The sequence below is a fragment of the Paenibacillus sp. FSL W7-1332 genome (assembly GCF_037969785.1).
Taxonomy (GTDB): domain Bacteria; phylum Bacillota; class Bacilli; order Paenibacillales; family Paenibacillaceae; genus Paenibacillus_AQ.
The window spans coordinates 3722680-3749089 of record NZ_CP150209.1; the positions used below are offsets into that span (position 1 = coordinate 3722680).

Here is a 26410-nt window from a genome sequence, read left to right on the forward strand (position 1 = left end):
GGATTTGCTGCCTCTTTGATTATATAGAGCTATCGTTTCCCGTTAGTTGAATCTCAAATTCGCATAATAGCTGTTCAGGAATGCAGCGATTCGCTCCAGCCCCTCCTTCAAAATCGCTCTCGGGCATGCCAGATTAAGACGGATATACCCCTGGCCGTTATCCACGAACATGCTTCCATCCTCCAGAAGCACACCTGCTTGGGAAGCGAAAAGGCCCTTTACGTCTTCCTCTCCCGAAATGTATTTACTAATATTGATCCACGCCAGATAAGTGGCCTCAGGGATTGTAAATTCAGCTTCAGGCAAGTGTTTACGTAGAAACTCAGCCGTAAACTTGAAGTTTCCGTCCAGATATTTTAACAATTCCTGATGCCATTGCTGACCATGCTCATAGGCTGCTTGAGTGGCCGCAATGCTCAACGGATTTTTGAAGGAATAGTGACGACGAAGCCATAATTCCCGAAGCTCCTGGTTAGGAATAATAACATTAGAGAACATCAGACCCGCCATGTTAAACGTTTTGCTAGGAGCCATGCAGGTAACAATGCGATCCGATTGCGGAAACAATTTGGCAAATGGCGTATGAGAAAGGCCGCTCCGGAGCAAATCGCAATGGATTTCGTCCGAAATGATCCAGACCTTGTTTCTTAGACAGATTTCGCCGACTTTCCGCAGTTCCTCTTCTTTCCAGAGCCGACCCGTTGGGTTATGCGGATTACAGAAGATGCATAACGTGACCTTCGGATCCTTCGCTTTGGCTTCAAGATCGTCATAGTCTATCGTATAATGCCCGTTTTCAATTTTAAGTTTTGAACAAACCAATTCCAGGTTATTAAATCCCGCAGCGGATTGGAAAAAGGCGTAAGAAGGCGTTAAAATTAATACTTTTTCATCCGGTTTGCAAATGTACTCACACAACTCATACAGGGCAGGGATAATGCCTGGAGAGGTTACCAGTTGTTCCTTGGGGAACGTCCAATCGTACATACGCTCTGTCCAATTCGATAGGGCCGCATAATAATTAGGATCAAATACTTGGCTATAGCCGAAGATGCGCCGATCAAGCCTTTTCTGTATCGCCTCAATAATTTCGGGAGGAGTCGCAAAATCCATATCCGCGATCCACATCCGTATCAATTCGTCATCCTTGTAAGGAAAACTCAAGTTCTCCCTCCCTTTGAACATGTACTCACGAAAGCCGTCCGTATTCATCGAGTTCGTATTTTTGCGATCAATGATTTCATCAAAATTATACTTCATGACGTCGATCCTCTCTTCTTTCCACGATGTTCAAGCGTTCCTTTTTTGTATTATTTCACATGGAAAGTAATCCGCTCAAAACGGCAATATTCTCGTCAAACGAAACATGATGTTTAATTTGTTTCGTAATAATAAATTTTTAATTCGAATTATGCTATAATTATGACAAACACAATCAAATTGACTTGTTATCACCGCTTTGTCTATTCGTAAGAAACATCCGAAGGAGAGATCACGTGGCATCTTCAATCAGCCGGGAAGTGGGCAAAAAAATCCGAAGCATACGTAAATATAAGGGGATATCCGTGGAAGAGCTGGGGAAGATCATTTACAAAAGCAAAGCCACCATTTCAAAATATGAAACCGGAGATATCGCACTCGATATCGATACCCTTTATGCCATCGCGCTTGCATTAAACGTACAGGTAGAGCAATTATTATACTCCGAGCCTATCAAACCGTCGCCATTATTGGAGAACATGCCCAATACCTTTTTCAAGAACTCCAACCGCTTCTACTCCTATTTTTACGATGGCAGAATCAACAAGCTGATCCGATGCGTCGTTGATATTTTCCCTCAAACCCAGGACGCCGGCTACAAAACGATGCTATATATGAACGTTCGGGATTTCGACCAATACTGGCAATGCGAAAATTCGTATTCGGGCCATACCGAGCATTATGACACACTGACCACCCTTATTTTAACGAATCAAGCTACGCCGCTTGAAAAATTGACGATCAATATTCTGGCCTCTTTCCTTGAATCGGAACAAAAGTGGGGATTGATGTCCGGAGTTTCTTTTCGCCCGTTTATGCCGATCGCTCTCAAAATGTTGTTCTCCAGATGTCCGTTAACCGAAAATCAGGAGCTCATCAATGAACTCAAAATATCCAGGGACGACATACGGAGAATGAAAATGTACAATATGTTTGCGATTACTTAAGTTAGGTTCAGCACGAAAAAAGGCCGGGGTCGAATGACTTCGATCCCGGCCGTCTTACAAAAACCATTTTATAAGTCCACAAGTTCATGGAACAAACCTTTGTCGCTTTGGAGTTTCCCTTCATTCCCTACTACGCAAATGTATCGGTCTTCCAACATGGCTTCCACCATGGAAGCCAGGCTCACGATTTCTTCCGCGCTGGCAGATAAAATTTCACTCCGTTCTCGTTGCACATCCTCATTCGAGAACCTGCACAGATAACGCGCCATCGCTTCATAGCCGGCATCTGCCGGACTTCTCGGAACATCCAGTTCACGAATGGATCCAATGATATAACGTGTCATATTCTGCTCGTCGGCGTGGAACTGACGGATAAAATTCGGTATATTCATAAACACATCGTAACTTGCTTTCAGGTTCGGATCGCGATACGTCGATAAGGTCATGTCGCCGTTTCTTTGAAAATTGCTGTTCGTCCCGTATGCTCCGCCCTTCACGCGGATTTCATGCCACAGATACTCATACGTCAGTATCGTCTTAAGCACTTTTAGCGCTCCATGGTAAGCATATCCTTTGGACAGGAAATTACTTGACTGCGCAACGTATTGAACCTGTGTTGCAGCCACCAATCCTTCATTTTTTTGCGCTGGTGTAAATCCAATTACTCGATCCTCTGCTGAAGCATCGACATGCAAACCCGATTTTATGCGCTGCACACGGGATTCCAGTAAGGTAAAGCCTTCCGCATCTGAAGTATAGCTGATCATCATGTTCTCAGGTCGGAAAATAGCCTTGCAAAGCTCCTGCAATTTGCTGATTAGTAAGTCTTTGCTCTCCTCAAAATCGGTTTCCAGTTGACTTACCAGTTGGTAATGGGCAACTCCACTAATTAAATCTCGGAAATAACCTGACTTGGAATGATAAGAAAGCGCCCGATTCTGAGCGGTGATATGGCCTGAAGACACGAAATACATCTGCATATCGGATTTCATTTCCCGTATAATCTCGTATAAACGCTCAGAATCGTTCAGTTTGGAGCGCAGCATCATTTCTTCAATCATATCGAAAGCAAAATCCAGCTTATCGTATAAGATTTTCGCCGAAAACTCAAAGGCAGGCTTGAATGCATCCACCTGTTTCGTGCTTGCATATACGGCTAAGCCGGTGTAAATCCCTCCGGAATGAATGCCAACCTGGTTGGACAACGTGCTATACTCATAATTTTCGGTATCCACATGACCAAGCGCATGTTTCAAAATGCCGGCATATTTCAACAGTTCCTCCGGGATATTCCCCAGGTCGAACAATATTCGCAGGTATCCGATCCCGTTCGTATACAGTTCCTGATGCAGAACCAATGTGTTATCCACGAAATGTTCGTGCTGGTTGATGTAACTTGTATGGGTTGCGATCTCATCCCTGGTCAACATAGGGATTTTGTCCAACTGCTCTTTCGTTGACGGAGTATTTTTATACTCTTTTAATGCCTCCGTCCGCTCGATAAGACGTTGAATTTCATGATCACTCAAGCTTTGTTGGTAGTCACGCGTTTTGGCTTTCAATGCTTCCTCTTGAATTTGGCCAAGTCCTCTTCGCGGTTTGAGCACGACAACCGATGAATGCGGGTTATTCAGGAGATACTGTTCAATAAGTTCTTCGAAATAACGTGTAGACAATCTGGCACGTAAGCGTTCAAATATTTGATTGGTTTCCACACTAATAAACGGGTTGTCTCCTTCATGAATCAGGCTATTCATGATTTGGATACCGTAGTGAAGTCCTTTCGGGAAATGACCAAAGTCAGCTTCACGATAATTAAATTCGTAAGTATTTAGGCCTGCAAGTAAAAAATCGCGATCCATCCCCTCCGTCGTGATTTGACGAAGGGTGTCATGAATTGTATCCATGAACACAGACAATTGCTCCGTGTTGCTCTGCATAGCCGTTATGCTGAATACGGGTTGAAATATACTGTTCATGTAGGTTCCAACCATGTTCTTCGCGATTCCTGTCTTTAGCAGTGCTTGTCGTAACGGAGCCCCTGGAGCCCCGATGAGCGCATAATGGAGAATTTGGAACGAGATGCTGAGTTCCCTGTCCAGATGGGTGCCGATAACGGCATTGTAACTAAGAAAGGCGTTGTCTTCCTCCGATTCGTGCGTATTGATCGAATATTCATTCTCCACGTATGTCTGTTTTCGGAATGCGGGTTGTCGATCGATTCGCGAATCGATGTCCAATCGCTCAAACGCACTCAAGTATTCCCGGTCCAGCCACTCCAATTTTTCCGCCATATCCATGTTCCCGTACAAGAAGATATAGCTGTTCGAAGGATGGTAATATTGGGTATGATAGGCCAGCAAGTCCTCGTATTTCAACTGGAGAATCTCTTCCGGAAGACCGCCGTACTCTTTTGAATAAATGGAATCTGGAAACAGCGAGTTTAATTGTTGTCTGTACAGCACGCGTTCCGGCGAGGAAAACTCGCCTTTCATTTCATTATATACCACTCCGTTATATTGAAGCTCTGCATCGACCGACTCCAAGTAATAGCTCCACCCCTCTTGGCGGAAAATTTCCTCTTTCTGATAAATATTCGGATAGAGCACCGCATCCATATAAATATCCATCAGATTTTGGAAATCTTGGTCGTTCTGGCTGGCAACCGGATAGATCGTTTTTTCGGCAAAGGTCATGGCATTCAGAAATGTATTCAGCGAACCTTTAAGCAGCTGCGAAAACGTATCCTTAGCCGGGAATTTCCGGGAACCGCACAATACGCAATGCTCCAGAATGTGGGCAACACCGGTGTTATCCGAGGGAGGCGTTCTAAACCCGATGCTGAACACTTTATTTTCGTCCTCATTGGATAACAGAACCAGACGTGCGCCGGTCTTCAGATGTTCCAACACGATCCCTTCCGATTTCAGTTCTTCTATGTTTCTAGTTTCAAGAACCCGATAGGACTTCAAATCCGTTAGTGTTTGCATAATACCTCCGCTAATCCAGAAAAATTTAGTACATGTATGATCCGATTTTTTCTTTCAATTGATCGGTTGGAATGACACCGACATGGCGTTCAAGCAGCTCCCCATCTTTATAGAAGAAAGTAGTTGGAGTGGCCATGATTTGATTTCTATCGCCCAGTTCAGGATATTGCGTCGCATTTACTTTCACGATGTTTACGAATGGGAGCTCAAATTCAATGGAATCCAAGATTTTGGAGAATGTCTTGCAAGGGGCGCAGGTCTCCGTATAAAAATCAACAATGACAAATCCTGCTTTAACCAATTCGTCATAGTTATCTGATGTAGCGGTGTGAATGGCCATCATTTAAACCTCCTGTAATTGGGTTGTATAATAAGTTCTAATTTTCTCATTAAAGTATTCTAAGTACTCCTGGCTTGCATAGTTGTCGAAATCAAGGCGCTGTCTGACTTCCTCAATATCGAGTCCCGGGAATGATTCAACCATATTTGCAATATACTCTTTATAACCTTCAGCTGTCGGTGTGAAATGATCTTCTTCGGCATGTTTCATGGCAATTAAGAGAACCGGTAATTTCGTTTGATTCAATGAAATAATCATATTCAAAAACTCTTCATATGACTTCACCGGTATACGCCCCTGAAACTGCTCTTCGGTCATTTCTTCAAGCACCAGACCGTCACTTTGAGCCATAAGTCGAACTCGCTCCAGCTCCATATCGATGAGTAGATCCAGATCCTCTTGAATAAGGTTGTATTTTCCCTTATCGGCCATTTGCCGGTTTACACTTTTGATGAGGTAGAACATATTCGCCGCGACTATGTTGTCTCGCATTTGTTCCTTAAGATGGGCTTTCAATTCTTCCAACGTAGAAACACCGTCAATCCGTTCTTCAGCAGCCATAACATCTGTCCACGGTGGAATAACGCTCCGGACAATGCTGACAATTTGAACATGGACCTTGTGACCTTGGACATGCAAATCAACGGCTTCTTGACTTCTACTTCCAATCAATTGCTCCTCTAATTCTTTACTGAATAATCCTAAACCAATGCTAATCGTCAAATTTTCCCGATTATATTTCTTCTCTTCGCTGGTCAGATTTAACGTAACGCTATCTCCATTCCGGACATCCTCCACTTCAACCAATTGTCTGTGTTTCTTTTGGATTCTTTGCAGTTCTTCTTCTATGGCATGTTGATCAATCGAGTATTGAAGCCAATTCGGATTCACGTCCATTTGTCGAAAATCCGGCTCATTAATAATCGATGATTTGAGTTTTTGTTGTAACATGTAATTCTCCCTTTCTAGCCTTTTTGTAATTCAATAAATGTCTTGAATGATTCGCATTGTTCAAGCAGCTCTTTATAAGTTCCTTGGCTCTCAACGGATCCTTTGTTCATTACGATGATGTGGTCCGCCTGATGGACCAGCTCCATATCATGCATAATCATAATAATGGTGCGGCCTTTCATTGCTTGTAACAATGCTTGCATCACCTCCCTTTGGTTAGCGTTATCCAGATTGCTGGTTGCCTCATCCAGAAGCAGGATATCCGGATTCTTGATGATGGCGCGGGCAATGGCTATCCGTTGTTTTTGACCGCCGGATATATTGGTTTGAGAAATGGAAAGCGGTGTGTCCCACCCATCTTTTAACTCCGTTATGAATTCCAATACGTTGGCTATTCGGGCAGCACGCTCGAGCTCTTCTTCCGATGGTGTAGATACCGCACCGTAGACCACATTTTCGCGCAAGGTACCCGGGATCATCGGGCTATTCTGGGATACATAACCGATTGAATTCCTCCACTCATCCATGTACAGATCCGATAGTCTCTGCTGGCCGTACTTGATCTCTCCTGCACCGGGTTCATAAAAGCGCGAGATCAATTTAAGAATGGAGCTTTTTCCGCTTCCGTTCTCCCCGACGATAGCCGTTACTTTGCCATGCGGAATCGTCATGGAAATATCGCTTAGAACCTGATGCTCTCCATCATAGGTGAACGAAACATGATCGAACTGAATATCGGATGGGTCTTTGTCTGCGGCGAATTTGCCTTTAAGCAATTCATTCTCCATGTTCATCAAAGCAGCGATTTTGTAGGTTCCGCCGTGGGAGCTTTTTATATTTTGCCATTGCGAAACAATCTCGAAAAAGGAAGGCAGCAGGATCATGGAGTAGGAATAGAACTCCACCAGACCCTTGATTTGCATCTCCCCGCTCCGCACATAGGAAGCACCGCCGGCAAAAACAATAATCATGATGGCATATTGAACCGAAAGCCCGATGGGCGTCTGCAGTGTCCCGAGAATGGCATTAAGCACATCTGCCTTGTACTTGATCTGACTCGCCTGAATGCCGCTCTGGTACTCCTCATTTTCAACGTTTGCCGTTTTGATATACTGCATATTGGCCAGACGCTCTGCAAAAAAACTGGTCATCCGGGAGTAAGCTTTATTGATGGCGAAGTTCATCCGGTACTGTAATTTCCCAATGATAAAAATAATGACAAAGGCAAAGGGAATCACGAACAGGATCAGAAAAGCCAGCTTGTCGTATATTTTGCTCATTTCCAGATAGGCCATGACGAGCCCGTAACAGGAAGCAAAAAAGCTCGCTACACTCGTTGGAGCGGAAACAGCGCTTTCCGTATCTGAGGTTATACGCGAAATGAGAGACTGCGGCTGTTCTTTGTCATAAGTGGAGATGGGAAGCCTTAAAATTTTACTCCACAGGTTCCTCTGCGTGTTTCGGATTGCAATGATTCGCACGAAACCGGATACGAGCTGGAACGCAAACGTAACTCCCGCATAGGTTACACTCCACAGGATAAAGCCTTTCAGAAAATTTGCCTCTGTAATACCTCCCTCATAGATTTTAGCCGTATACGGCACAAGCAAGAGGTTGACCTGAGTCATTGAGAAGCTCAAAATCACTGTGGCAATCAACAAGTGCCACGGAAACTTGATTTTTGCATAAAATGTAAGAAACGTCTTCCAGGAGGTCTGCTCCGTTTTTCCCACAGTTACCTTTTGATCCAAACCCATCATCCCCCTTACCGGTTCATCATACTTTGGTAGAATGAATTACTTACCATCATTTCCGAATGCGATCCCGATGACACACTGCGATCTTTGTTAAGCACGATAACATGATCGGTAGGTCGGATTACGGTAGAGTCGTGCGTAACAATAATGACAGTCCGATTTTTTTTCAGGTTTTCCAGCCCATTCAATACCTCTGATTTGGCAATGGCATCTAGGGCTGTTGTTGGCTCATCAAGCACTAATATTTTGGGATTTTGCAAAATAGCCCGTGCGATCGCGATGCGCTGACGCTGCCCTCCCGACAGTTTTGAACCAGATTGTCCAACCTGTGTCTCATATCCGTCAGGCATTTCAGTAATAAATGCGTGTGCATTCGCCAAAGTAGCTGCCACAACAATCTCTTCATTCGAGACTTTGTGTTTCAGCCCGAATAGGATGTTTTCCTTGATCGTTCCGGACAATAAGGGGACCTCTTGGGGTACATAAGCAATGTCCTTGCGCCACCTTCGGATATTGAAATCATGGATGCTGCTCCCGTTCAGAACGATGCTGCCGCTAGTTGGTTCGTACAGACGTTCCAATAATTTAAGGATGGTCGTTTTACCTGCCCCGCTTGGCCCGATAATCACACTCGTTCGCTGGAAAGGAATCGTAAAGGTTGCATCGCTTAGCACCTCCGAACCGTCGTCGTAGCGGAAAGAAACCTTGTTGAAATGAATATCGCCGCTCTCCATTGCCTCTTTGGCATAGGGAACCATGCCTTCTTCCGGACTTTTGAGGACATGCGCTACCCGAAACAAGGAACCCTGCGTCGTTTTAATGGCATCCCATTGTCCACCTTTATTTCCCACCATATTCAACAAATTGATTGCAAACATATAGAAGGCGTACCATGTGGCCACATCCAATCGACCATCCCGCAAGAGAGGAATGCCTATGAGCAATAGAATTACCGTTTGAGTCAAAGTGACGAGACTGTTGATGGGGAATTGAAATAGTCCGATATAAAGCAATTTTTTTTGCGCATCATACAATTGATGAATAGCTTGATTACCACGCTTACTTTCAAGCTCTTCCTTGTTGAACGCCTTGATCACGGGGAAGCTGGAGATCAGTTCGCTTATAAATTGGGTCAGGCCGGCTAACTTATCCTGAACCTGAATCGATGCTTTCATAAACAAGCGGCCAAAAATAAAAGATACGATCATAACTACGGGGATGAGGGCTAAAAGAAGATAGGTCAATGATGGATCATAATTCGAAATTTGTGTTAGGGTAGCGTAAAACACATAGATGCCGAGCAGCTCTGCAACGAGAACTCGTATGATGAAGTTCCTTAGATTCTCGGTGTCCCGCGTTATTCTGCTAATCAAGCTGCTTGCAGGGAATTTGTCAAAATAATCGGGTTTTAGCTTAAGCACTTTATCCCATATGACATTTCTGAAATTTCGGTCAATCCTGGCTTTGGCAAGACTTTCAAATAAGCCGTTAATCTGGCCGATCAGGCTCATGGCAATCTGGGAAACAATAATGACCGTGATGAGCTGTACCGATACATTGCCTGCAAACAGCTCGCCGGTTTTGCTCGGGATCAGAAGATACAATTTCGTGTTAAATATGCTGATTAAACAATAAACGATAATCCAGACATAGGGCAGTTTAGCTTTCAAGCACAATTTCAAAAAAAGCTTCCATATCCCTTGGTTCGGATTTTCAGGTTGTTTCAACCTGGGGCTTAGATTAACCTCTACTTTTCCTTCCATTACATTTCGTTCCCCCTTTTTGCCATCCAAAGCATGATAACTTGATTCTCATGAGGTGCAGTGAACATGAGGTGGTTTTCAAAATTGGGCAATGATCAATTATATAATTATAAAATCTTTTTTGTATTATAATAAATTTTCATCATACAGTCTACACTCTTTTTTCATAACTTCGGAATGAAATTGACATGAGTTGTTAGATAAATGTCAGGAGATGAGGCATTCTACTATATTCCTTTATGCATGCCCTAGTCGATTGTGCTGCCAAGCTTAACAAAAGCCGACTTTATTTTGAATTAACGTCGGCTTTTGTTAAGCTTCAACATATATTGAGGAACAAGTTGTTAACGCTGGTTTTAAACAAAATCTATTTTTTTAAATTAAGGTAGTGAATGAAATCGCAATAAACTATATACTTATATTGGTCTTAGACCATCATATGAAGGGTAGGAGGACTAATGTTGTCTAACAACCAAACGATTCTGAATAAGTATATTTCCATGGTAGATTTCTTGGCCCATATTTTAGGAGAAAACAATGAAATTATGCTTTTTGACGCAACTAACCCTGAGCATTCCATCATGGCAATAAAAAACAATTATATTAGTGGCCGAGAAATTGGTGGGCCAGTGACAGATTTTGTTTTACAAATCTTAAAAGATCATGGGGATAATGCTGACTTTGTGACCAATTACGAGGCCGTATCGAAATCCAAAATTAGATACCATTCTTCAGCATACTTTATTCGCAATGAAAGTAACGAAGTTATTGGGGTACTCTGCATTAATACTGACCTGCAGCCTTATCAAAACATTATGGACGCCGCTCATTATGTTGCTCGACATCTACTTGGAGATCCGAAAAAACATAGTGCCTTGGGTTCGTTTAATGTGGATCCTTTAAACTTGCCTATAGAAGATTTAACGCTGAGCTCCGTTTCACGAGTGATTTCAGCCAAAGGGATCCCGCCGGAACGTATGAATCAAGAGGAAAAAATCGAGGTCGTAAACGAACTAAACAATCTAGGTGTTTTTCTATTAAAAGGAGCTGTTAGCGAAGTAGCCGAACAATTAAAAACATCAGAAGCAACTATATACCGTTACCTTAAAATTGTTCAAAAGTAAGGTATCGTTATAGAGCACAAACGTGCGTTCAGGTATCCTATAATGCTCCCATAGATTGAGACACGTGAGGGGAAAAAATAAGATATAATAAAGCCATGGAAAAATGGAACCGATATACCGCAGAGTTTAAGACAAAAGTCGTGCTGGAAGTGCTCCGCGAGGAGCAGACAGTGAATGTGATTGCCGCTAAATATGAGCCTAGCCCCGTGATGATTAGTCGCTGGAAATCGGAGTTTTTAGAGCGTGCCAACACGGTTTTTGAGGAGAAGACCAGTGAAGTCGAAAAGTAAAAAAGGAGTATGAAAGTAAGCAAGAGCATCTAGAAAAGCTAGTTGGCCAACTCACAGTGGAGGTCGACTGGCTCAAAAAAATTTGGCCTTAAATGAGCCTCTAGAAGCTCGTAAAGGTATGGTCGAGCGAGGCAACGCCGAAATTAATATCAAACGTCAGGCAGATCTTCTAAGCATCAACAGAACAAGCATATACCGTCCTGAAAAGGAGCATTGTGAGAGCGAAGTCAATGTGTAAATCATGCATCAGATCGATGAGATCTACACCAAACACCCTTACTTTGGCTACCGACGAATGACCTGGTTCCTTCGAGAGCTAGGCTATGAAGTCAATCGCAAACGGCATGTTTAGATTATGAGAAATATGACCGTGCAGGCGTAAACTCAGGAAACTCTCGAAACGGCAGCTATACACGCACGCTGCACACCGAATATGGAGATCTGAAACTCAACCCGAGATCGCAACGGAGAGTTTAACAACAAACGGTCGCTCCGTACAAGCGCTCCAATGACACTCTGGAGGCCTTCGTTATTCACAGACTTCCCCGCGCTGCTCCTTCACACTGCCGTGTTCGACGAAGTAATCAGGTATGCCTATGATTTTCACGTTCATACCATGAATTTCTCTTTGAGAGTAAAACTCAAGTACCTGACAAATTGACCGCCGCCTCCTTAATCTGCCTCATAAAAAGCATAATTTTACTTGGGAACAACCTCCAGTAGGCCAGCAATCTTGGCTGACCCTGGTTCGAGCTTAAGCTTTACCAAAACTAACTTTAACTCCATACAAATTACAGCTGCAGGGGCCACAGCAGACACGGCCGCGACAGGCGAGATCTGTATCACCCCACGCTATCGGGTATAAAAAAAAGAGCGATCCCTCCAAATGGGACTTCGCTCTGTTTTTATATTGGATCCGCCAACATTTTCTAAACAATAGCGGTCATTCACTTGGAAAGCAGTTTTGAAATGCCTACACGTCCATAGCGTATATTTACGTTAAATTGGTGGCCCCACCAGTCTTTTATCGTTAAGCAAAATCGCAATCAGTTTGATGGTTGATTTTCGTTTTGAACGGTGTGTTTTCCATAAGCGCAAAGAAAGACGCGTACGCCTTCAATGATGATACGTTTGGTTTGTTCCTCCTCTAATGTCCCGGTTTTTCTCGGTTGATCAAATACCAATAAAAACGTTAAGGCAGCGAAGTGCTTTGTAGCCATTACAGGATCGGGCACATCGAGCAGTCCGGTTTGTCCAAACTCGGTAAACCTCCTGATAATCCCCTCTTCCGTTGCGTTATCCAGCTTTTCTAAAAACGAGGCTGGCAGGTTGGCGGCTTCCATTGTAACGAGACGCATCAGAGCGCTGTAATCGGACGAACCTTTCGCAGAAGTTACGAATTGTTCGCAGAATAAGATGAGCGCCTGCTCCAGATCCTCGAATTCCCAGAGGTAGTCTGATATCCCTTGCTTGATCATGTCCAGAACCGCCCGACTGGTTTCTTCCACAACAGCAAGCAGCAAGTTCTGTTTGTCGCCATAATAATCATAAACGGTCCTTTTGGAAACCCCCGCTTTAGCTGCGACCGCATCGACGCTGGAGCGATCAAACCCATCTGAAAGAAACAGATCCCGTGCCGCTGCAATAATTTTAGCTCGTTTGTCTGAAGAGCCTTTGCGGATTTTTTTGTTTTCCGTATTATCCATGCTTACGTTCCCCCCTACAGGTATACTATCAAAAATGAGTTCCACTTCACAAACTACACTGCACGGTGTAGTATAATCAATGCAACATATCAAAATCCATGATCAAGGAGGATTTTATCCATGAAAACCGTGCAGTCTTTTGTTGATGTTCTCATTGTCGGGGCCGGACCAACAGGGCTTACACTTGCCTGCGACCTTGCCCGTCGAAACGTCGACCATCGTATTATTGAACGAAGCGCCTTATATAACGTTGCATCTCGCGCTAAAGGAATCCAGCCTCGCTCGCTTGAAGTCGTCGATGATTTAGAGGCCGTTCACTACATTATTGACACAGGTGTTGTGGATTTGCCTGTTCGTTATTATACCGCAGATGGCGGGAGTGTGGACAAGCCAGCTATAACCGTTGCAGCCAGCGCCGAACTTGAGACACCCTATCGTGATCCGGTCTGGATTGCTCAATTTGATGTTGAAAAAGCATTGCGCGACCGATATGCAGTGCTTGGCGGTCAAATTGAGTTGGGCATGGAAGCAGTTGGGCTTATTCAGGATTTGGACGGGGTAACGGTAACCGTGAATACACCACATGGAGAAGAGCAGATTCGCGCTCGTTATTTCGTCGGCGCTGACGGGGGCAAAAGCAATATCCGCAAGTTTATTCGCTTGCCGCTGATTGGGGAAACACACGATCATGAGCGATGGTATCTTGGCGATGTACGATTGGAAGGGTTAGATCGTGACCATATCCATATCTGGACATCTTCGGAGGGGATGGTCGGGGTGACACCGCTGCTGAAATCCGATATTTGGCAACTGCAGGCTACAATTCCAACAGACATCGAAGAACCAGAGCAGCCGTCGCTAGAGGCGTATCAAGCCATGTTTGACCGTCGCGCCGGGGCCGGACGTGTTCGGCTCACGGATGCCTCCTGGCTGTCTATCTACCGGGTCAACGTCCGTATGGTTGAATGTTACCGCAACGGCCGGGTTTTCCTTGCCGGCGATGCCGCTCATGTTCATTCGCCAGCCGGCGGCCAAGGCATGAATACGGGGATGCAGGACGCATACAACCTCGGATGGAAGCTGGAAGCCGTCGTACGCGGAGCTGACACCAGCTTGCTCGACACGTACGATGAGGAGCGCCGCCCCGTAGCTCAAGCCGTGCTCGAGGACAGCACGAAAAAAATGGGAGGGGTCGTAGAGACGGCCACTGAACGCGGAGCGTTATCCCAATCCTTGAGCACCATATCCGACGATCTGACGAGCGGGCTTCTCATTTCCTATCGGTCAAGTTCTCTTACCCACCCGTCTGCTCGAACGAATGTTACCCGTTCATTGCCCGGGGATCGTGCTCCTAATGCCGTGGGTCTGCAAGGTACAGGGTTTGCAGGAAGTGTATTTGACCTGTTGCGCGGCCCACACTGGACGCTTTTGGCTTTTGTAAACCGCACAGATCATCTTTCTTTGAAGAACTTCACCTACGACGAACTCCATGTGCATTGCATCCTGCCATCGCATGTGGAGGGAGCGGAAGGCATATTCGACACAGCAGGGAATGCCTATCGAATTTACGATGTGGCAAGCGAAGAAATCGTATTGATTCGTCCCGACGGTTACATCGCACTGCGTACCTCCATTGATGACACCGCATCGATCTTGAAGTACTTGAATTTCATTTATCGCGAAAACTGATTTGGAAAAGCCGTCGGCGATCGTTTACAACATCTCAGGTGACCGCCGGCACTTTTTATGAACTGAGTTTAAATTGATGATACGGGAAGGACTGTTTTTATGGAAGAAATTATTCGAACCGTTAACCTGACAAAGCAATACGGAAATAAAGTCATTGTAGATCGCGTTTCGATTTCCGTTAAAAAAGGAGAAATCTATGGGTTCCTGGGTTTGAATGGCGCAGGGAAAACGACAACCATTCGAGCTCTTCTCGGAATGAGTAAGCCTTCTTCCGGAGAAGTGTATTTGTTTGGTCAGCGCTGGGCGAATGGGAATCCCAATTTGTCGAGACGAGTAGGTTATATGGTGGAAGTTCCTTATGCCTACCCTAACTTTACGGTTAGGGAAAACTTGAGTTTGATGGCCAGGTTGCGAGGATTACCGGTTCCGAGGGCAGTTAACGAAATTATGGAGCAATTGAATCTGACCCAATATGCGGATAGTAAGGCAAGAGATTTGTCACTTGGTAACGCGCAGAAGCTTGGATTGGCCAAAGCGTTAATTCATAAGCCGGACGTTCTGATTCTTGATGAGCCAACCAATGCGCTTGATCCAGCCGGAATTGTCGAGATAAGGGAAATGCTGAAAGCTCTAGCTTCTCAACAAGGGGTTACCGTGTTTATATCGAGCCACATCCTTGAGGAAATGTCCAAAATGGCTTCTCGAATCGGCATTATTCACAAAGGCGTATTGCTTGAAGAACTGACAACAAAAGACTTTGAAACCATCCGTCGAAAGCAGTTGATGATCGGAGCGAAGGATGCTCGGAAGGCTCAAGCTATTCTTTCAGACTCCGGGTATGCGGTACATTCGACTTCGAATAACTGCCTTGCACTACCGGATGATCATGCCGTGAAGCATCCCGAACATATTGCGAAATTGCTTGCTCATCACGAAGTGCCGCTCACCATGCTTAACATTGAAGAAGAGAATTTGGAACATTATTTTCTCAAAGTAATCGAAGCCCAGGAGGGAAAACGAAAATGAGACCATTGTTGACAGCCTGTAGCGTTGAAGTTTATAAATTGCGTCGATCCTTTGTTTTATGGGGCACGCTTCCGTTTATAATGTTTGTCATCACGTTGTTTTTGGGGCAGCCCGATTGGCCTTCTTTTTTTGAACGGACTGCGTTTTTGTATGCATCCGTGTTTGGGCTGCTGGGGTTTGGATTGGTGACAAGCTGGACATTTGGCCGTGAGTATTCTGAGCGGACGCTCAAAGATTTGCTCGTTTTGCCCATATCGCGCGGTAAAATAGCGATTGCCAAATATGTCGCAATTATATTTTGGTGTTTTGTAATGATGTTGATCAGCTTTGCTTATGCCTTAGTACTTGGTTTTGCTATTGGACTTCCTGGCTTTTCGTTTGCGATTGTACAACATTATTTGTTCCTAATACTTATCATTGGCTCTCTTCACCTATTATTAAGTGCCCCTCTTGCCCTACTGGCCTGTATATCGCGCGGTTATCTTGTGCCGATCGGCTTTGCTTTTACAACTTTGATGTTGGCACTGGTATTCGGGCCTACTACCATTGGCACTTATCTGCCCTGGTCTGTACCTGCTTTGCATTTGCAGGAAAACGGCGTCGCATCATTTCCCTTGGCAGGTATCAGTTATTTTCTGGTATTGTTAATTGGCCTAGCAGGTTTCATTGGAACGGTTAAATGGTTGCAAAACAGGGAGCAACGATGATTAACTAGAAAATACCTGCCCCTCTCCCGGGCAGGTACTTAAAGGTGAATCGTATGAATGGCTTACCAACATCGATCACTAAATATTAGTCCAGAAGGCTGTAGATCTGAATGCTCTCCACCTTGGCATCCTTGATATGAAACGACATCACATCCACATAATTGGATGGCTCGTAACGGAAGTCATCCTCCTCATTAGGGGCTCCATCACCAAGCAGTTTCCCCTCAGGGTAGGCGTTTTTGAGTGTATCCAGGCTATCTCCTGCTTTAATGTTTCGCACTGTCGCGTACTTAGGATCTGTAATTTCGATATGAAAGATGGAGTCTTGTTTCCCCTCCGGTATACTGATTGTTTTAATCTCCAGACCAGGATACGTATAAACCTTTTCTGTAAAACCGATTAACGTATCCATGTTTGTTCCATCGCCGGCACTGTACGTATGAGATTTCAGGTTATCCGGTTTGCCCAGCATCTGTTCCATCTGATCTTCATTCGCTGTATCCGAAATCGCAATGGTGTGCTCATTATAGACAAAAGCAAGTTCCTTCAGCACCACATTGCCTTCCTTCTCCATCGAACCTTCCTTAATAGCTTCAGCACTCTGTCCTTCCGAATTTTCTGAAGCAGGCGCAGTAGGATTTGATGCTCCTTCGCCTTTGGCCTGTTCGTCGGGCGTGTTTTTTTCAGCCGAGTTCTGCGCCGCTTCTGGCGTCTTGGCACCATTGGACTGACAGCCCGTCAGTGCCATCGTGAGTAAAATACTCAGCAGGATAACAGCTGTCGCTTTGTTAATCAATTTCATCGTGATCCCTCCATAAATGTGTGATTTCTTCTTATGAAGTGATTATAAAAAAAGCATTTGTTAGTCTCATAACAGAATTGTATTAATCTTGTAACGTAACTATTTACGCGCGTGTTTACGCACGGGGTAACACAATCGTAACGGTCGTTCCTTCCCCGATTTGACTTTCTATGTCGATATATCCATTAAACCGCTCTACAATCTCTTTGCAAATAGAAAGTCCAAGACCTGAACCGTTCGCTGTGCTTGCATTTTTCGCCCGGTAGAAGCGTTCCTGCACTCTCTCCAGCTCATCGCCCGCGATACCGATACCTTGATCACGTATCCGTATAACTACCTCGCTTGGCGTATGTGTAAGCTTCAATTCGATTAGCGATGGACTGCCTGAATATTTGATGGCATTGTCCACAAGGTTGGCGATCGCATGGGACATCAGCATTGGATTCACGTTGGCGTGGACTCTCGTCAGAAGCTTATCCTCCGGTTCCGCTTCCGCCTCCCTGAACATAATCTCGATTCCTTTATCTTTGGCCTTGCCACCCATACTCGTTGCGACTTGCTGAATCAGTTCGTTCATTTCCGTCTTCCGGACTTCCAGTTCGTTAGAATCAGCCTTGTCGAATCGGGATAGCAACAACAGTTCATTAATCAAGCGCGTCAGCCGGTCCGATTCCTGCAGCAGATGAGCATAGATTTTTTGCAGCTCCTTGTTCTCGTTCTCCCCTTCATACAAGTATTGAGAGAAACCACGAATTGCTGCCAGTGGTGTTTTTAACTCATGAGATACGTTGGAGACAAATTGTTTCTGGTACTGAATGTAATCATGAAGCTGCCGCCCCATGGAATCCAGCCCATCTGCCAGCATGCCCAGCTCATCCTTCCGGTTTAGATGAACTCTCCGAAACTCCTGTCTAGAGAAACTTTGCGCAGCCCCAAGCAACAGCTTAATCGGCTTGGTTGTGTTGCGGGCAATCCACAGACTGGATAACGTAATCAGTACAATAAATCCGCCTGCACCCGCAAACAGGATATAACGAATTTGATCCATAATTGCATAAAAGTAGGAAATGTCCTCCACGAACTCATACACATAAGCGTTTTGGTAGTATTGATCCTGAATGGGAGTGGCAAAATAAAGCAGATGATCTTCCGTTACGGTGTAGGCATAACTGCCGCTCAGGGCTTTCTCAATATTCTTTTCAAAAATAAGAGGTTTGCCATCATTAATGATGATGCCATCCGCAGCCAAGCCCAGCAACTGCTTGGAGCTATCATAGATACGTACTTCCTTGCCTGAAGCTTTCAGCTTCTCCAGAGCAAGTCTGACGATTTCTTTTGTCTGCGGCTCTCCTGTCGATGATCTATGCTGTGCCAACACCTCACGGAAGGACAACTCGGACAGATCCGCCTTCTCCCTCATCTGTTTTTCAATGGTAATGAAGCTGTAGTAATCGATGGCTTTATTCACCGCAAAAATAATGATGCCAAAGGACAGCACGGAGAAAAATAAATAATTCAGCAGTAACCGGGTTGCATACTTCAGGCCTCGCCACCTCCAAGTTGATAGCCAAATCCATAGATCGTCCTGACATACTTCGGTTCGTCCGCGTTATCCTCCAGCTTCTTCCGTAATCGCATGATGGTCATATCCACACTGCGACTGTCTCCCATAAAGTCATATCCCCATCCGATCTGCAGCAGCTCATCCCGGGTGAAGATTTTGTCTGGCCTTTTGAGTAACGTTTCCAGAATTTTAAACTCTTTGGCCGTTAAAGACACGGGTACATCGTTTTTCAGCACCCTTCGGCTTTCCAGATCAAATGTCAGCTCTTCATGAATGATGCGTGTAGATTTCACTTCTGTTCCTTCACTTGATTCCTCCTTGCTCTCGTTTCTTCTCAGAATCACCTTGATCCGAGCGAGCAATTCACGATTGTCAAAGGGTTTGGTCATGTAATCTTCCGCCCCTAGCTCTAGTCCCAACACCTTGTCGATTACCTCATTTTTGGCAGAGAGCATGATCACAGGAACGGCACGTTTCCCGGTGATTTCCTTGCACAGGTCATATCCGGAGCAGTCAGGCAGCATCAAGTCAAGCACCACCAGGTCCGGCCCAAAAGCATCCAGCAGCTGCAGGGCTATTTTACCGTTTTCAGCCGTTTGAACGACGTAGTTTTCTCTTCTCAGTACGAGCTCAATTAAATCTCTGATTGCGACTTCATCGTCAATGACAAGTATTTTCTTCAATGTGCACCCCTTCTAGCCTTGTTCCCCAGCTTGAATCATCATTTACCCTCATCTTAGCACAGACACTTGAGATTCCTCCACCAACTGGAAGATGAGGTTTTTTCCACTGAGCCCAACGTTTCTTGTACCGATAAAACAAAAAAGCCGCTAAATTAGCGACTTTCAATGGTTCCATCAAACCGGGTTTAAAAATTCAATTTTTTAACTTATAGTTCAAACGATGAATTTCTTGTCTATGTAGGAGAAAATAGTTTAATAACCATTTTTAATTATTTCAACGGCTTTCTCAACATACTCGTCCCTACCTTCCATAATTCCTTCAATGGTTGGATCAAGACGAATATCAGGCTGCACTCCTATTCTTTGCGTTGGTTTTTTATCTGGATAAAATATACCGATTCCACTTATGCCAGTTTTTATATTTCCTGGGAGAGTAATTCTAAATAAATTGCCATCCGCTCCAGCAGTTGGCCTCCCAAGAACTATTGAATTTTCTGTTTTTCTCAGCAACATCGTTGTAAACTCACCGTTACTCATAGTATGTTCATTGATTAAAATCACAACTTTCCCTTTATAAACCTCGTCATCTGTCCGTGGAGGCTCCCCTGAGGTAAGTGGTTCAAAATAATATTCACCTGGTACTGCACGATTAGGAAGTGACGCTTTGGCAAACTCTTCCTCAGAAGGGATCAGATATTGGGCCAATTTATAGTCAACTGAGCTAGAAGGGTAGTTTCTAAGATCAACAATCAGACCTTTAGTGTCCCACCATCTTTTCATGATGCTATCAATCTCGCCATCTACCGACAGACCGGCATTAATATAGTAGATCTCTCCGTTCTCCATTGCTTGTGATTTCGTATAAACAAAGTAATTAATCTCTTGTAGGCTGCTCGTCGCACTTATGTTCATCGTTTTTCCCTGTCGAATTACAGTAACGTCCATATTCTTTTGATGAGTTCGGAATAATGCATTAAAGAAATGACCAGACGTGTCTTCTCGTGATTGTGAGATGTAATTTCTTCTAGCTTCTAATAATTCATCAATATTATTGTCACCTACTTTTAATACTATGTCTCCGACCTCAAGTCCACATTTGTTATAGACTGTACTTATAACAATCTGATTGTTAATTTCGACAAAGTTTACGGGAAGCCGATATATTCCAAAATACTCAGTAATGGATTCTCTATTTTTGCCACCCAAATAAACATGAGAATCATGTACTCTAGTTGTTAGTTCTGCTAAGGTCATGAAATAGGATTCATAATCAGACCCATCTATCATTTTAGGAATAAACTCTAGAAGCACTTGATCCCAATCCTCTCCTATGACATCTTTATAAGGAAAATAGTATTCGATAATATTCCAATAGCGGAATAAACCAAGCAACCTGTAGCCGGTGTCATCAAATTTCATATTAGTATAAGCGTTGTCCGGTCCTTTTCGTTCATATAATACACCAAATAATGGAAAGTGTACAATTCTGCCCGTTACTTCAACAAAAGCAGCTGATCACATTGATCAGCTGCTTTCTTATTTTGATCGTGCTATCGTTTCCGCTAGTTTAATTGAAAATTCAATTTGCCTTCACTGCTTTGTTTTAATTAAGCATTTCTTAATAGGGCATTATACTACAATAATTGATACCCCGACTTCTTTCGAAATCACTCATAATATTTACACGAAAACCCATTTCCTGAAATATTTAATAGCACAATTTAGGTTTCAGTAATTTGAAGTGTCAAACGAAAAATGAAATGTTTTAGTTTGTTCTCCTCCGATTTTTTTATAGAATTTTATAGCATGTTGATCAACGCTATCCGCTTGAACAAACAATTCCTTAATGGATTTTGATTTGCAATATTCAATCATTTCATATACTAACCTACTACCAATTCCTTTTCTTTGACATTTATTAATGACCGCTAGATCATAAATGTACATCGAAGATCCCTCACGGTCATACATCTCTAATTCGAATCCAGTTAATCCTCCTACAACTTTGCCATCGATGGTTGCCACAAAGCAGACAAAGTTTGGATTTTTCAATAGTTTTTCAATATTATCTAAATTTACATAATTCGGATTCGACGATTCAAACTCTACATTAAACAACAATACTAGCTCATAAAACTTTGAATTGTCTCTAATTTTCAATTTTGTGTACTCTACAACACTCTTATTCATTGAAATTCTCCCCTATCTTTGTCTTGCTTAAAGCACTCTACTATAAATACTTTATTAATTTGTATTTCACATTGCTCTTGAACTCTCGGGGATTTCTGTTAGCGTCTTATTTGCGTACTTCGCAAATCATTCTATATGTAGGGTATTCTCTAAGCTTTTGAACTATCCTGCCCCGTTAGCTTAAAGAGACAACTGATCGCTCTGACCAGCTGCCTTCTCTTCTTTATTCAACTATCGTTTCCAGTTTGTTTAATGCACTAATGCGATTTGGTTTTCACTATGCGTATTACCATCTACATTGCTTTAGGGTTTCCCTTTCTGATACATTGCTTTTTTTTCTAACTTTAATGATTTTTATTTCATTCTCAGGTGTATCGATTAATGTGAAAATGACCCTATCATATGAAGGAGCGTGATGTCCTGAATAGTTTAATGCACTTGCAATAACTAAATGTCTTCGCTTATCGCCTTTAATTCGCTCAACGCTATCTATCCTTGGACACATTATAAAATCAGGAAAATCTTTCTCGATTACAGAAAAGTATCTTGTAAACAATGTTTCCTCCAGAAGTTCTTCTTTAGTTGGTCCAACAGGTTCATACTTCCAGCCTACATTGATCCAATCATAAAGCTCTTGCGAGGTAAATCGGATTTTATTTTTGTTCTTTGTAAGTACAATTTCACCATCAACGGGAGTGCATCTCTTGATAAGACGACCCTTACAGTTATATGCTGGTTCTAAAGTTATTAGATTACCGTTGGTCATGTTTATTTTTAAAAGCAATGGAACTTTATCAGCCTCTAACTCGGTTGCCTGTTCGCTTGGACTTGAAAAACTTGTACCGATAAAACAAAAAAGCCGCTAATAAAGCGACTTTCAATGGGTCTATGTTCTTGTCTACCGACAGAAGTTACTAGTAAGATCCGTCCATTTACGAAGTTTTATTCTGTATCGTCGAAAAAGCACATCCCGGGCGCGTTGCCGCGCTAATCGGAATGTGCTTAAATCAATTGTTCCGCGTCTACTGCTGTTGCCCCTCGATTAATTGAAGAACGCGATACAAGAACGTCGCCGCTTCAGCCCTGCTGGTCGTACTCTTCGGCTTCATGTAGCCGTTAGAGCCCGTAACCAGCCCATACTCGAACATCGTTGCCACGCTGTCCGCAGCATATGGCGCAATCTGGCTCGCATCACGGAAGCCCACAAGCGTTGAACCGGGTGCGGACGGCTTTATTGCCCCCGTCGTTTGCAGCGCTCGGGTCAGCATAACCATAGCATCCTGGCGGCTGATTGAATCTCGAGGAGCGAAGTTAACTTCGTTCACTCCCGAAGCGATTCCCAATTGCTTGGCGATGGATACCGCATCGTAGTAATAATCACTCGGCTTCACATCGGCGAACGTCGAGGCGATTTCGGCACGCAGGTCAAGCATGTTCACCAGCATCAAGATAAAATCAGCTCGCGTTACCTGATTTGCTGGGCTGAAAGTGCCCTTTTCGATCGAGGTGCCTTTGACGATGCCTCTTTCGGCCAGCATCTCGATCGCCTCGCGCGCCCATTCATGCTTGCTAAGGTCGGTAAATGCAGCCGGTTTCTTGCCGCCGATCGCATAGACGCCGACATGGTCGATGGAGAATCGCAGCATATCCTTGTCTTTGTCATACGACGCGCCATTAATTGCCGCCGCGCTGTCTCCCCTCAGTTCGAGAGCTTGCAGATCAACAGCTTGCTCTCCCGCTTGAAGCGAATACGGAATCGCAATCGAAATCGGTGCCTTCGCATTTTTCCAAGACAGAGCTTCACCGTCCAGTTGCAATGCAACTTCCACGATTGGCCTGTTGCCGATCCGCCCGGCCGCTTCGTTACTGCGATACTCGCCCGCATAATCGCTTACGATTACGAGCAGCTTTCCGGCATTCTCCTTGACTCCTGCCAGCATGTCGCCAGTCAAAACAAGCTGAGCGTACGGCGTGGAGATATGCAGAATCAGATTAGAATGGTTCGTCAGTTTAGCCGCCGGAAGCTCCAAAGCATAGCTCCCAGCCGCATTCCACGACTTCAATTCAAGATGAACATGTTTATTACCTTTGCTGTCGGCCACTGCCCTCTGAATGGCGGCATTCAGATCCGACGTCCCCACCGCAGCGGCAGCCTGCTGGCCGTTAATCGTCGGGACAAGCACGGCTTTGACTGAACCGTCCGCCTGCAACGAATACGGATTATGCGCCGGACCGCCTCCACCGTTGCCTCCGCCGTTGCTACCACCGCTGCCACCAGCGTTGCCTCCGCCGCTGCCACCACTGTTGCCACCACCGCCGCCTCCATTGCCTCCACCACTCGTAGGCGGCTTGCGGTATTCGAAGGTGACCAGCTCGGGAGTCGTCATGTGATCCGTTTCAAGCTCGACCGTATACTTCCCTTGCTCTTCTCCGGACAACGTAAAGTCGATGTGGAAGCTTCCATCTTCCTCAGTGCCCGTCTGACCGGTATATTGAATGTTGCCTTTTGGGTCTAGCACTTTCACATACAAATGTTCTTTCTTGCCGTTCATGACCAGGCCGTCAATCGTGACTTTCTTCGTGGAAGCGTCCACAGCGGCTTGTATGCCGTCCAACGTCTTTAGCTCTTGCTGCAGGGCAAGATCGTACACGCCGAATTCATAGAAGGAATAACCGTAAAACGTTGCCCGATTCAATCCCTCAAACTTGATGTATCTTGCCGTCGTTGCCGGGAATACCAGGGTGTTCTTGCCGTCAGCAGCTTTAACCACGCCGTTGTTGCCGACTTTCAAGGGCTCCCACGTTTGCTTATCATCCGAGACGCTCAGACGGTATTGGTCCGCGCGCGCATATTCCCAATCGATGCGGATCGTATCGAAGGTTTGCTGGCTGTCCAGATCAACCTGGAACCAAGCCGTATCGCGCACTTCGCTCGCCCAACGGGTGGCCGGTGCGCCGTCGAGCGCCTTCGCAGGCTCCAGACCTGCGGCCTCCGTCGAGGATGCCTCTGCTTCTTTGTCTTGTGAGATGCTGCCAGCCTCGTAATACACGCCTTCCTTCAGCGCCGTATAAGCGCCTTCCGTTACAAACTCAAGGCCTTTAGCTTCTTCCAGCTTCGCATTGAACGCCAGCAAATAGTCCCTGGCTTGCTCAGGGTCGCTCTCTTGCGTACGCTCCATCATGATCAAGGCGTTGCGCAACGCGCGTTCCGTATCGGCATTGCTTAGCTGCTTGTTGTCCGCGTACTTATCAACAAGAGCCAATAGCCCTTCAGCGCCCAAACGAGCTTCTATTACGAATTTAACCGTCTTGGATTTGGCAGCGGCCACCGTCAGCTCCAGCACATGCTTACCCGGCTTACCCGTCAGATCTACAACAGTTCCTTCCGTATAAGGCTTGCCGTCATACTTGGCCGTAACTTTAACGATCCCGCTCCCGTCATCTCCCGGAATGGTCCAGGTGAATGCGGCCTGTGTCGTCAGGCACGATCGTATGCTCCGAGATCGGCTGCCCGTTCATGAGCGCTACAACATCAGGCGGAGCAGCGTCTTGCTTCTGATAAGTGCCTTTCGAGAATTGATACAGCCAATCGTAAAGCACGCGGGTAGCAGGGTCTGCGCTTTTCGCCGCGTTGTATACTGCGTTGTTGCCTTGATAGTAAGCTTTATATCCTTGCTGCATCAGACCGGTATCCACGCCGCTGTTCAAGTACTCGATGAACCGCTCGCGGAAGACGGCGTCGTTGATCATCCGGTCGTCGAATTCCAGCTCCAGCGACATGCCGTACCGCTTCGCCATATCCGCTGTATCCTCCAGACGCGAAGGGTCCAGTTTCTCGAAGAAATAGTTCGGCTGCAAAGATACGGCATCCATGCCGACATCCTTCCACATGAATGCCTTATAGGCCATAAAATGAGGAATCCAGAACAGCTTTAGGCCTGCGTTATGAACGATGTCGCTCGCTCTCTTGACCATCTCCGGTCCGGTCGCATGCGTGCTGATTTGTTCCTCCAACCAATACATGCCGACGAGCTCCAGGTTCGAGTAGCCCGCAGCCGTCCATCTGTCTTGCACTTCATCGACCCACCACTGAATCGCTTTGGCCCGGTTATCCAGCGAGGCGGCATCGCCGACCGCACCTACATCGAAGTTCAGATCCTCGCCGTCAATGCTGCCGAAGTCGGACTGATACTCGCCCGGTTCTGGAATCATCAGAACAACCTTCGTCTTATGGTCAGGCTCGCCAAGCTTCACGCCTGCCCAGGCCGTCGCCTCGTTCAACGCGCTCATATCGCCGCCAGCGTTAAACGTTTTATCCAAATACCATTCCCATTCCTGTTTTCTGGCTTTGCCGGCCGCTTCTATCGCTCCGAAGCCTCTGCCGTTATCCGATGTCAAGCCCAGATACAGCACGCCGTCGAACAGCCAATCGACAGGCTCTCCCTGCTCGTTCACATAACTGATATTAGGGATAACCCGTTCCTTCGTCCAATTTCCTGTGCCGTCCGCGTAGTGTCCGTTATACAGCAAGCCCAGGTTTTGAATCCCGCCAGTAGCATCTCCAGGCTGCAGGAGGGCATAAGGCTCAGGCTGTACCGGCTGCGCTCCGGCGATTTCTATG

21 protein-coding genes and 1 pseudogene are annotated in these 26410 nt (G+C 45.2%); 7 read left to right on the plus strand and 15 right to left on the minus strand.

Annotation, left to right across the window (positions count from 1 at the left end; genetic code table 11):
• Nucleotides 1-42: 42 nt before the first annotated feature.
• Nucleotides 43-1260, minus strand: a complete 1218-nt coding sequence (locus MKX98_RS16620; RefSeq protein WP_339224214.1) for a MalY/PatB family protein — start codon at nt 1258-1260, stop codon at nt 43-45.
• Between the two features lie 236 nt (nt 1261-1496).
• Here MKX98_RS16620 and MKX98_RS16625 point away from each other — a divergent pair, with 236 nt between their 5' ends.
• Nucleotides 1497-2207, plus strand: coding sequence for a helix-turn-helix transcriptional regulator (locus MKX98_RS16625; protein WP_339224216.1), 711 nt, complete (start codon nt 1497-1499; stop codon nt 2205-2207).
• A gap of 68 nt (nt 2208-2275) precedes the next feature.
• On the opposite strand, the gene MKX98_RS16630 is transcribed toward MKX98_RS16625, so the two are convergent.
• Genes MKX98_RS16630 through MKX98_RS16650 form a run of 5 tightly spaced genes read right to left on the minus strand, consistent with a single transcriptional unit; the run spans nt 2276 to nt 9972 of the window.
• Nucleotides 2276-5197 carry an insulinase family protein gene (locus MKX98_RS16630; protein WP_339224218.1) on the minus strand — a complete coding sequence of 974 codons (2922 nt, stop codon included), beginning with the start codon at nt 5195-5197 and terminating at the stop codon, nt 2276-2278.
• A gap of 25 nt (nt 5198-5222) precedes the next feature.
• On the minus strand, nt 5223-5540 hold the full coding sequence (locus tag MKX98_RS16635; RefSeq protein WP_339224220.1) for a thioredoxin family protein: 318 nt from the start codon (nt 5538-5540) through the stop codon (nt 5223-5225).
• The gene (locus MKX98_RS16640; protein WP_339224222.1) at nt 5541-6488 is read right to left on the minus strand and encodes a hypothetical protein; all 948 of its coding nucleotides are present in this window, start codon (nt 6486-6488) and stop codon (nt 5541-5543) included. It abuts the gene before it with no gap.
• A 14-nt stretch (nt 6489-6502) separates the two neighbouring features.
• Nucleotides 6503-8239 carry an ABC transporter ATP-binding protein gene (locus MKX98_RS16645; protein WP_339224224.1) on the minus strand — a complete coding sequence of 579 codons (1737 nt, stop codon included), beginning with the start codon at nt 8237-8239 and terminating at the stop codon, nt 6503-6505.
• A gap of 14 nt (nt 8240-8253) precedes the next feature.
• A complete protein-coding gene (locus MKX98_RS16650; protein ID WP_339224225.1) occupies nt 8254-9972 on the minus strand; it encodes an ABC transporter ATP-binding protein in 1719 nt (572 codons plus the stop codon).
• A 494-nt stretch (nt 9973-10466) separates the two neighbouring features.
• Between MKX98_RS16650 and MKX98_RS16655 the strand changes: the two genes are divergently transcribed.
• From MKX98_RS16655 to MKX98_RS16665, 3 genes and pseudogenes are all read left to right on the plus strand, one after another.
• Nucleotides 10467-11132, plus strand: a complete 666-nt coding sequence (locus MKX98_RS16655; RefSeq protein WP_339224227.1) for a PAS domain-containing protein — start codon at nt 10467-10469, stop codon at nt 11130-11132.
• Nucleotides 11133-11227: 95 nt separating this feature from the next.
• The gene (locus tag MKX98_RS16660) at nt 11228-11422 is read left to right on the plus strand and encodes a transposase (protein WP_339224229.1); all 195 of its coding nucleotides are present in this window, start codon (nt 11228-11230) and stop codon (nt 11420-11422) included.
• 339 nt (nt 11423-11761) lie between these two features.
• Nucleotides 11762-11959 (plus strand): annotated as a pseudogene (locus MKX98_RS16665) (transposase); the annotation flags it as partial.
• Between the two features lie 509 nt (nt 11960-12468).
• On the opposite strand, the gene MKX98_RS16670 reads toward MKX98_RS16665, so the two are convergent.
• On the minus strand, nt 12469-13128 hold the full coding sequence (locus tag MKX98_RS16670; RefSeq protein WP_220685227.1) for a TetR/AcrR family transcriptional regulator: 660 nt from the start codon (nt 13126-13128) through the stop codon (nt 12469-12471).
• A gap of 120 nt (nt 13129-13248) precedes the next feature.
• Between MKX98_RS16670 and MKX98_RS16675 the strand changes: the two genes are divergently transcribed.
• The 3 genes from MKX98_RS16675 (at nt 13249) to MKX98_RS16685 (ending at nt 16550) form a co-directional block, all read left to right on the plus strand.
• Nucleotides 13249-14817 (plus strand): FAD-dependent monooxygenase, encoded by a 1569-nt coding sequence (locus tag MKX98_RS16675; protein ID WP_339224231.1) that lies wholly within the window; start codon nt 13249-13251, stop codon nt 14815-14817.
• A gap of 99 nt (nt 14818-14916) precedes the next feature.
• Nucleotides 14917-15843 (plus strand): ABC transporter ATP-binding protein, encoded by a 927-nt coding sequence (locus MKX98_RS16680; RefSeq protein ID WP_339224233.1) that lies wholly within the window; start codon nt 14917-14919, stop codon nt 15841-15843.
• The gene (locus MKX98_RS16685) at nt 15840-16550 is read left to right on the plus strand and encodes an ABC transporter permease (protein ID WP_339224234.1); all 711 of its coding nucleotides are present in this window, start codon (nt 15840-15842) and stop codon (nt 16548-16550) included. The genes MKX98_RS16680 and MKX98_RS16685 overlap by 4 nt, the downstream gene beginning before the upstream one ends.
• Before the next feature lie 85 nt (nt 16551-16635).
• Here MKX98_RS16685 and MKX98_RS16690 read toward each other — a convergent pair whose 3' ends face one another.
• The 8 genes from MKX98_RS16690 to MKX98_RS16725 all read right to left on the minus strand — a co-directional run bounded on the left by MKX98_RS16690 (nt 16636) and on the right by MKX98_RS16725 (nt 26319).
• Nucleotides 16636-17352, minus strand: coding sequence for a hypothetical protein (locus MKX98_RS16690; RefSeq protein ID WP_339224236.1), 717 nt, complete (start codon nt 17350-17352; stop codon nt 16636-16638).
• Between the two features lie 115 nt (nt 17353-17467).
• Nucleotides 17468-18850 (minus strand): HAMP domain-containing sensor histidine kinase, encoded by a 1383-nt coding sequence (locus MKX98_RS16695; protein WP_339224237.1) that lies wholly within the window; start codon nt 18848-18850, stop codon nt 17468-17470.
• A 41-nt stretch (nt 18851-18891) separates the two neighbouring features.
• The gene (locus MKX98_RS16700; RefSeq protein ID WP_113061273.1) at nt 18892-19599 is read right to left on the minus strand and encodes a response regulator transcription factor; all 708 of its coding nucleotides are present in this window, start codon (nt 19597-19599) and stop codon (nt 18892-18894) included.
• A gap of 252 nt (nt 19600-19851) precedes the next feature.
• Entirely contained in the window at nt 19852-21018 is a 1167-nt protein-coding gene (locus MKX98_RS16705) for a S41 family peptidase (RefSeq protein ID WP_339224240.1), read from the minus strand.
• 309 nt (nt 21019-21327) lie between these two features.
• Nucleotides 21328-21789, minus strand: a complete 462-nt coding sequence (locus tag MKX98_RS16710; RefSeq protein ID WP_339224242.1) for a GNAT family N-acetyltransferase — start codon at nt 21787-21789, stop codon at nt 21328-21330.
• 286 nt (nt 21790-22075) lie between these two features.
• The gene (locus MKX98_RS16715) at nt 22076-22555 is read right to left on the minus strand and encodes a hypothetical protein (protein WP_339224244.1); all 480 of its coding nucleotides are present in this window, start codon (nt 22553-22555) and stop codon (nt 22076-22078) included.
• Nucleotides 22556-22811: 256 nt separating this feature from the next.
• A complete protein-coding gene (locus MKX98_RS16720; protein WP_339224246.1) occupies nt 22812-25133 on the minus strand; it encodes an S-layer homology domain-containing protein in 2322 nt (773 codons plus the stop codon).
• Between the two features lie 94 nt (nt 25134-25227).
• Complete coding sequence (locus MKX98_RS16725) at nt 25228-26319, minus strand: DUF4855 domain-containing protein (protein WP_339224248.1); 1092 nt, start codon at nt 26317-26319, stop codon at nt 25228-25230.
• Nucleotides 26320-26410: the final 91 nt, after the last annotated feature.

Bases quoted from the DNA above. Each gene is read 5' to 3' on its own strand.
- MKX98_RS16620 (WP_339224214.1), bottom strand. From the start codon at position 1,260: ATGAAGTATAATTTTGATGAAATCATTGATCGCAAAAATACGAACTCG.
- MKX98_RS16715 (WP_339224244.1), bottom strand. From the start codon at position 22,555: ATGACCAACGGTAATCTAATAACTTTAGAACCAGCATATAACTGTAAG.
- MKX98_RS16685 (WP_339224234.1), top strand. From the start codon at position 15,840: ATGAGACCATTGTTGACAGCCTGTAGCGTTGAAGTTTATAAATTGCGT.
- MKX98_RS16670 (WP_220685227.1), bottom strand. From the start codon at position 13,128: ATGGATAATACGGAAAACAAAAAAATCCGCAAAGGCTCTTCAGACAAA.
- MKX98_RS16690 (WP_339224236.1), bottom strand. From the start codon at position 17,352: ATGAAATTGATTAACAAAGCGACAGCTGTTATCCTGCTGAGTATTTTA.
- MKX98_RS16635 (WP_339224220.1), bottom strand. From the start codon at position 5,540: ATGATGGCCATTCACACCGCTACATCAGATAACTATGACGAATTGGTT.
- MKX98_RS16675 (WP_339224231.1), top strand. From the start codon at position 13,249: ATGAAAACCGTGCAGTCTTTTGTTGATGTTCTCATTGTCGGGGCCGGA.
- MKX98_RS16710 (WP_339224242.1), bottom strand. From the start codon at position 21,789: ATGAATAAGAGTGTTGTAGAGTACACAAAATTGAAAATTAGAGACAAT.
- MKX98_RS16630 (WP_339224218.1), bottom strand. From the start codon at position 5,197: ATGCAAACACTAACGGATTTGAAGTCCTATCGGGTTCTTGAAACTAGA.
- MKX98_RS16640 (WP_339224222.1), bottom strand. From the start codon at position 6,488: ATGTTACAACAAAAACTCAAATCATCGATTATTAATGAGCCGGATTTT.
- MKX98_RS16680 (WP_339224233.1), top strand. From the start codon at position 14,917: ATGGAAGAAATTATTCGAACCGTTAACCTGACAAAGCAATACGGAAAT.
- MKX98_RS16655 (WP_339224227.1), top strand. From the start codon at position 10,467: ATGTTGTCTAACAACCAAACGATTCTGAATAAGTATATTTCCATGGTA.
- MKX98_RS16660 (WP_339224229.1), top strand. From the start codon at position 11,228: ATGGAAAAATGGAACCGATATACCGCAGAGTTTAAGACAAAAGTCGTG.
- MKX98_RS16705 (WP_339224240.1), bottom strand. From the start codon at position 21,018: ATGAAATTTGATGACACCGGCTACAGGTTGCTTGGTTTATTCCGCTAT.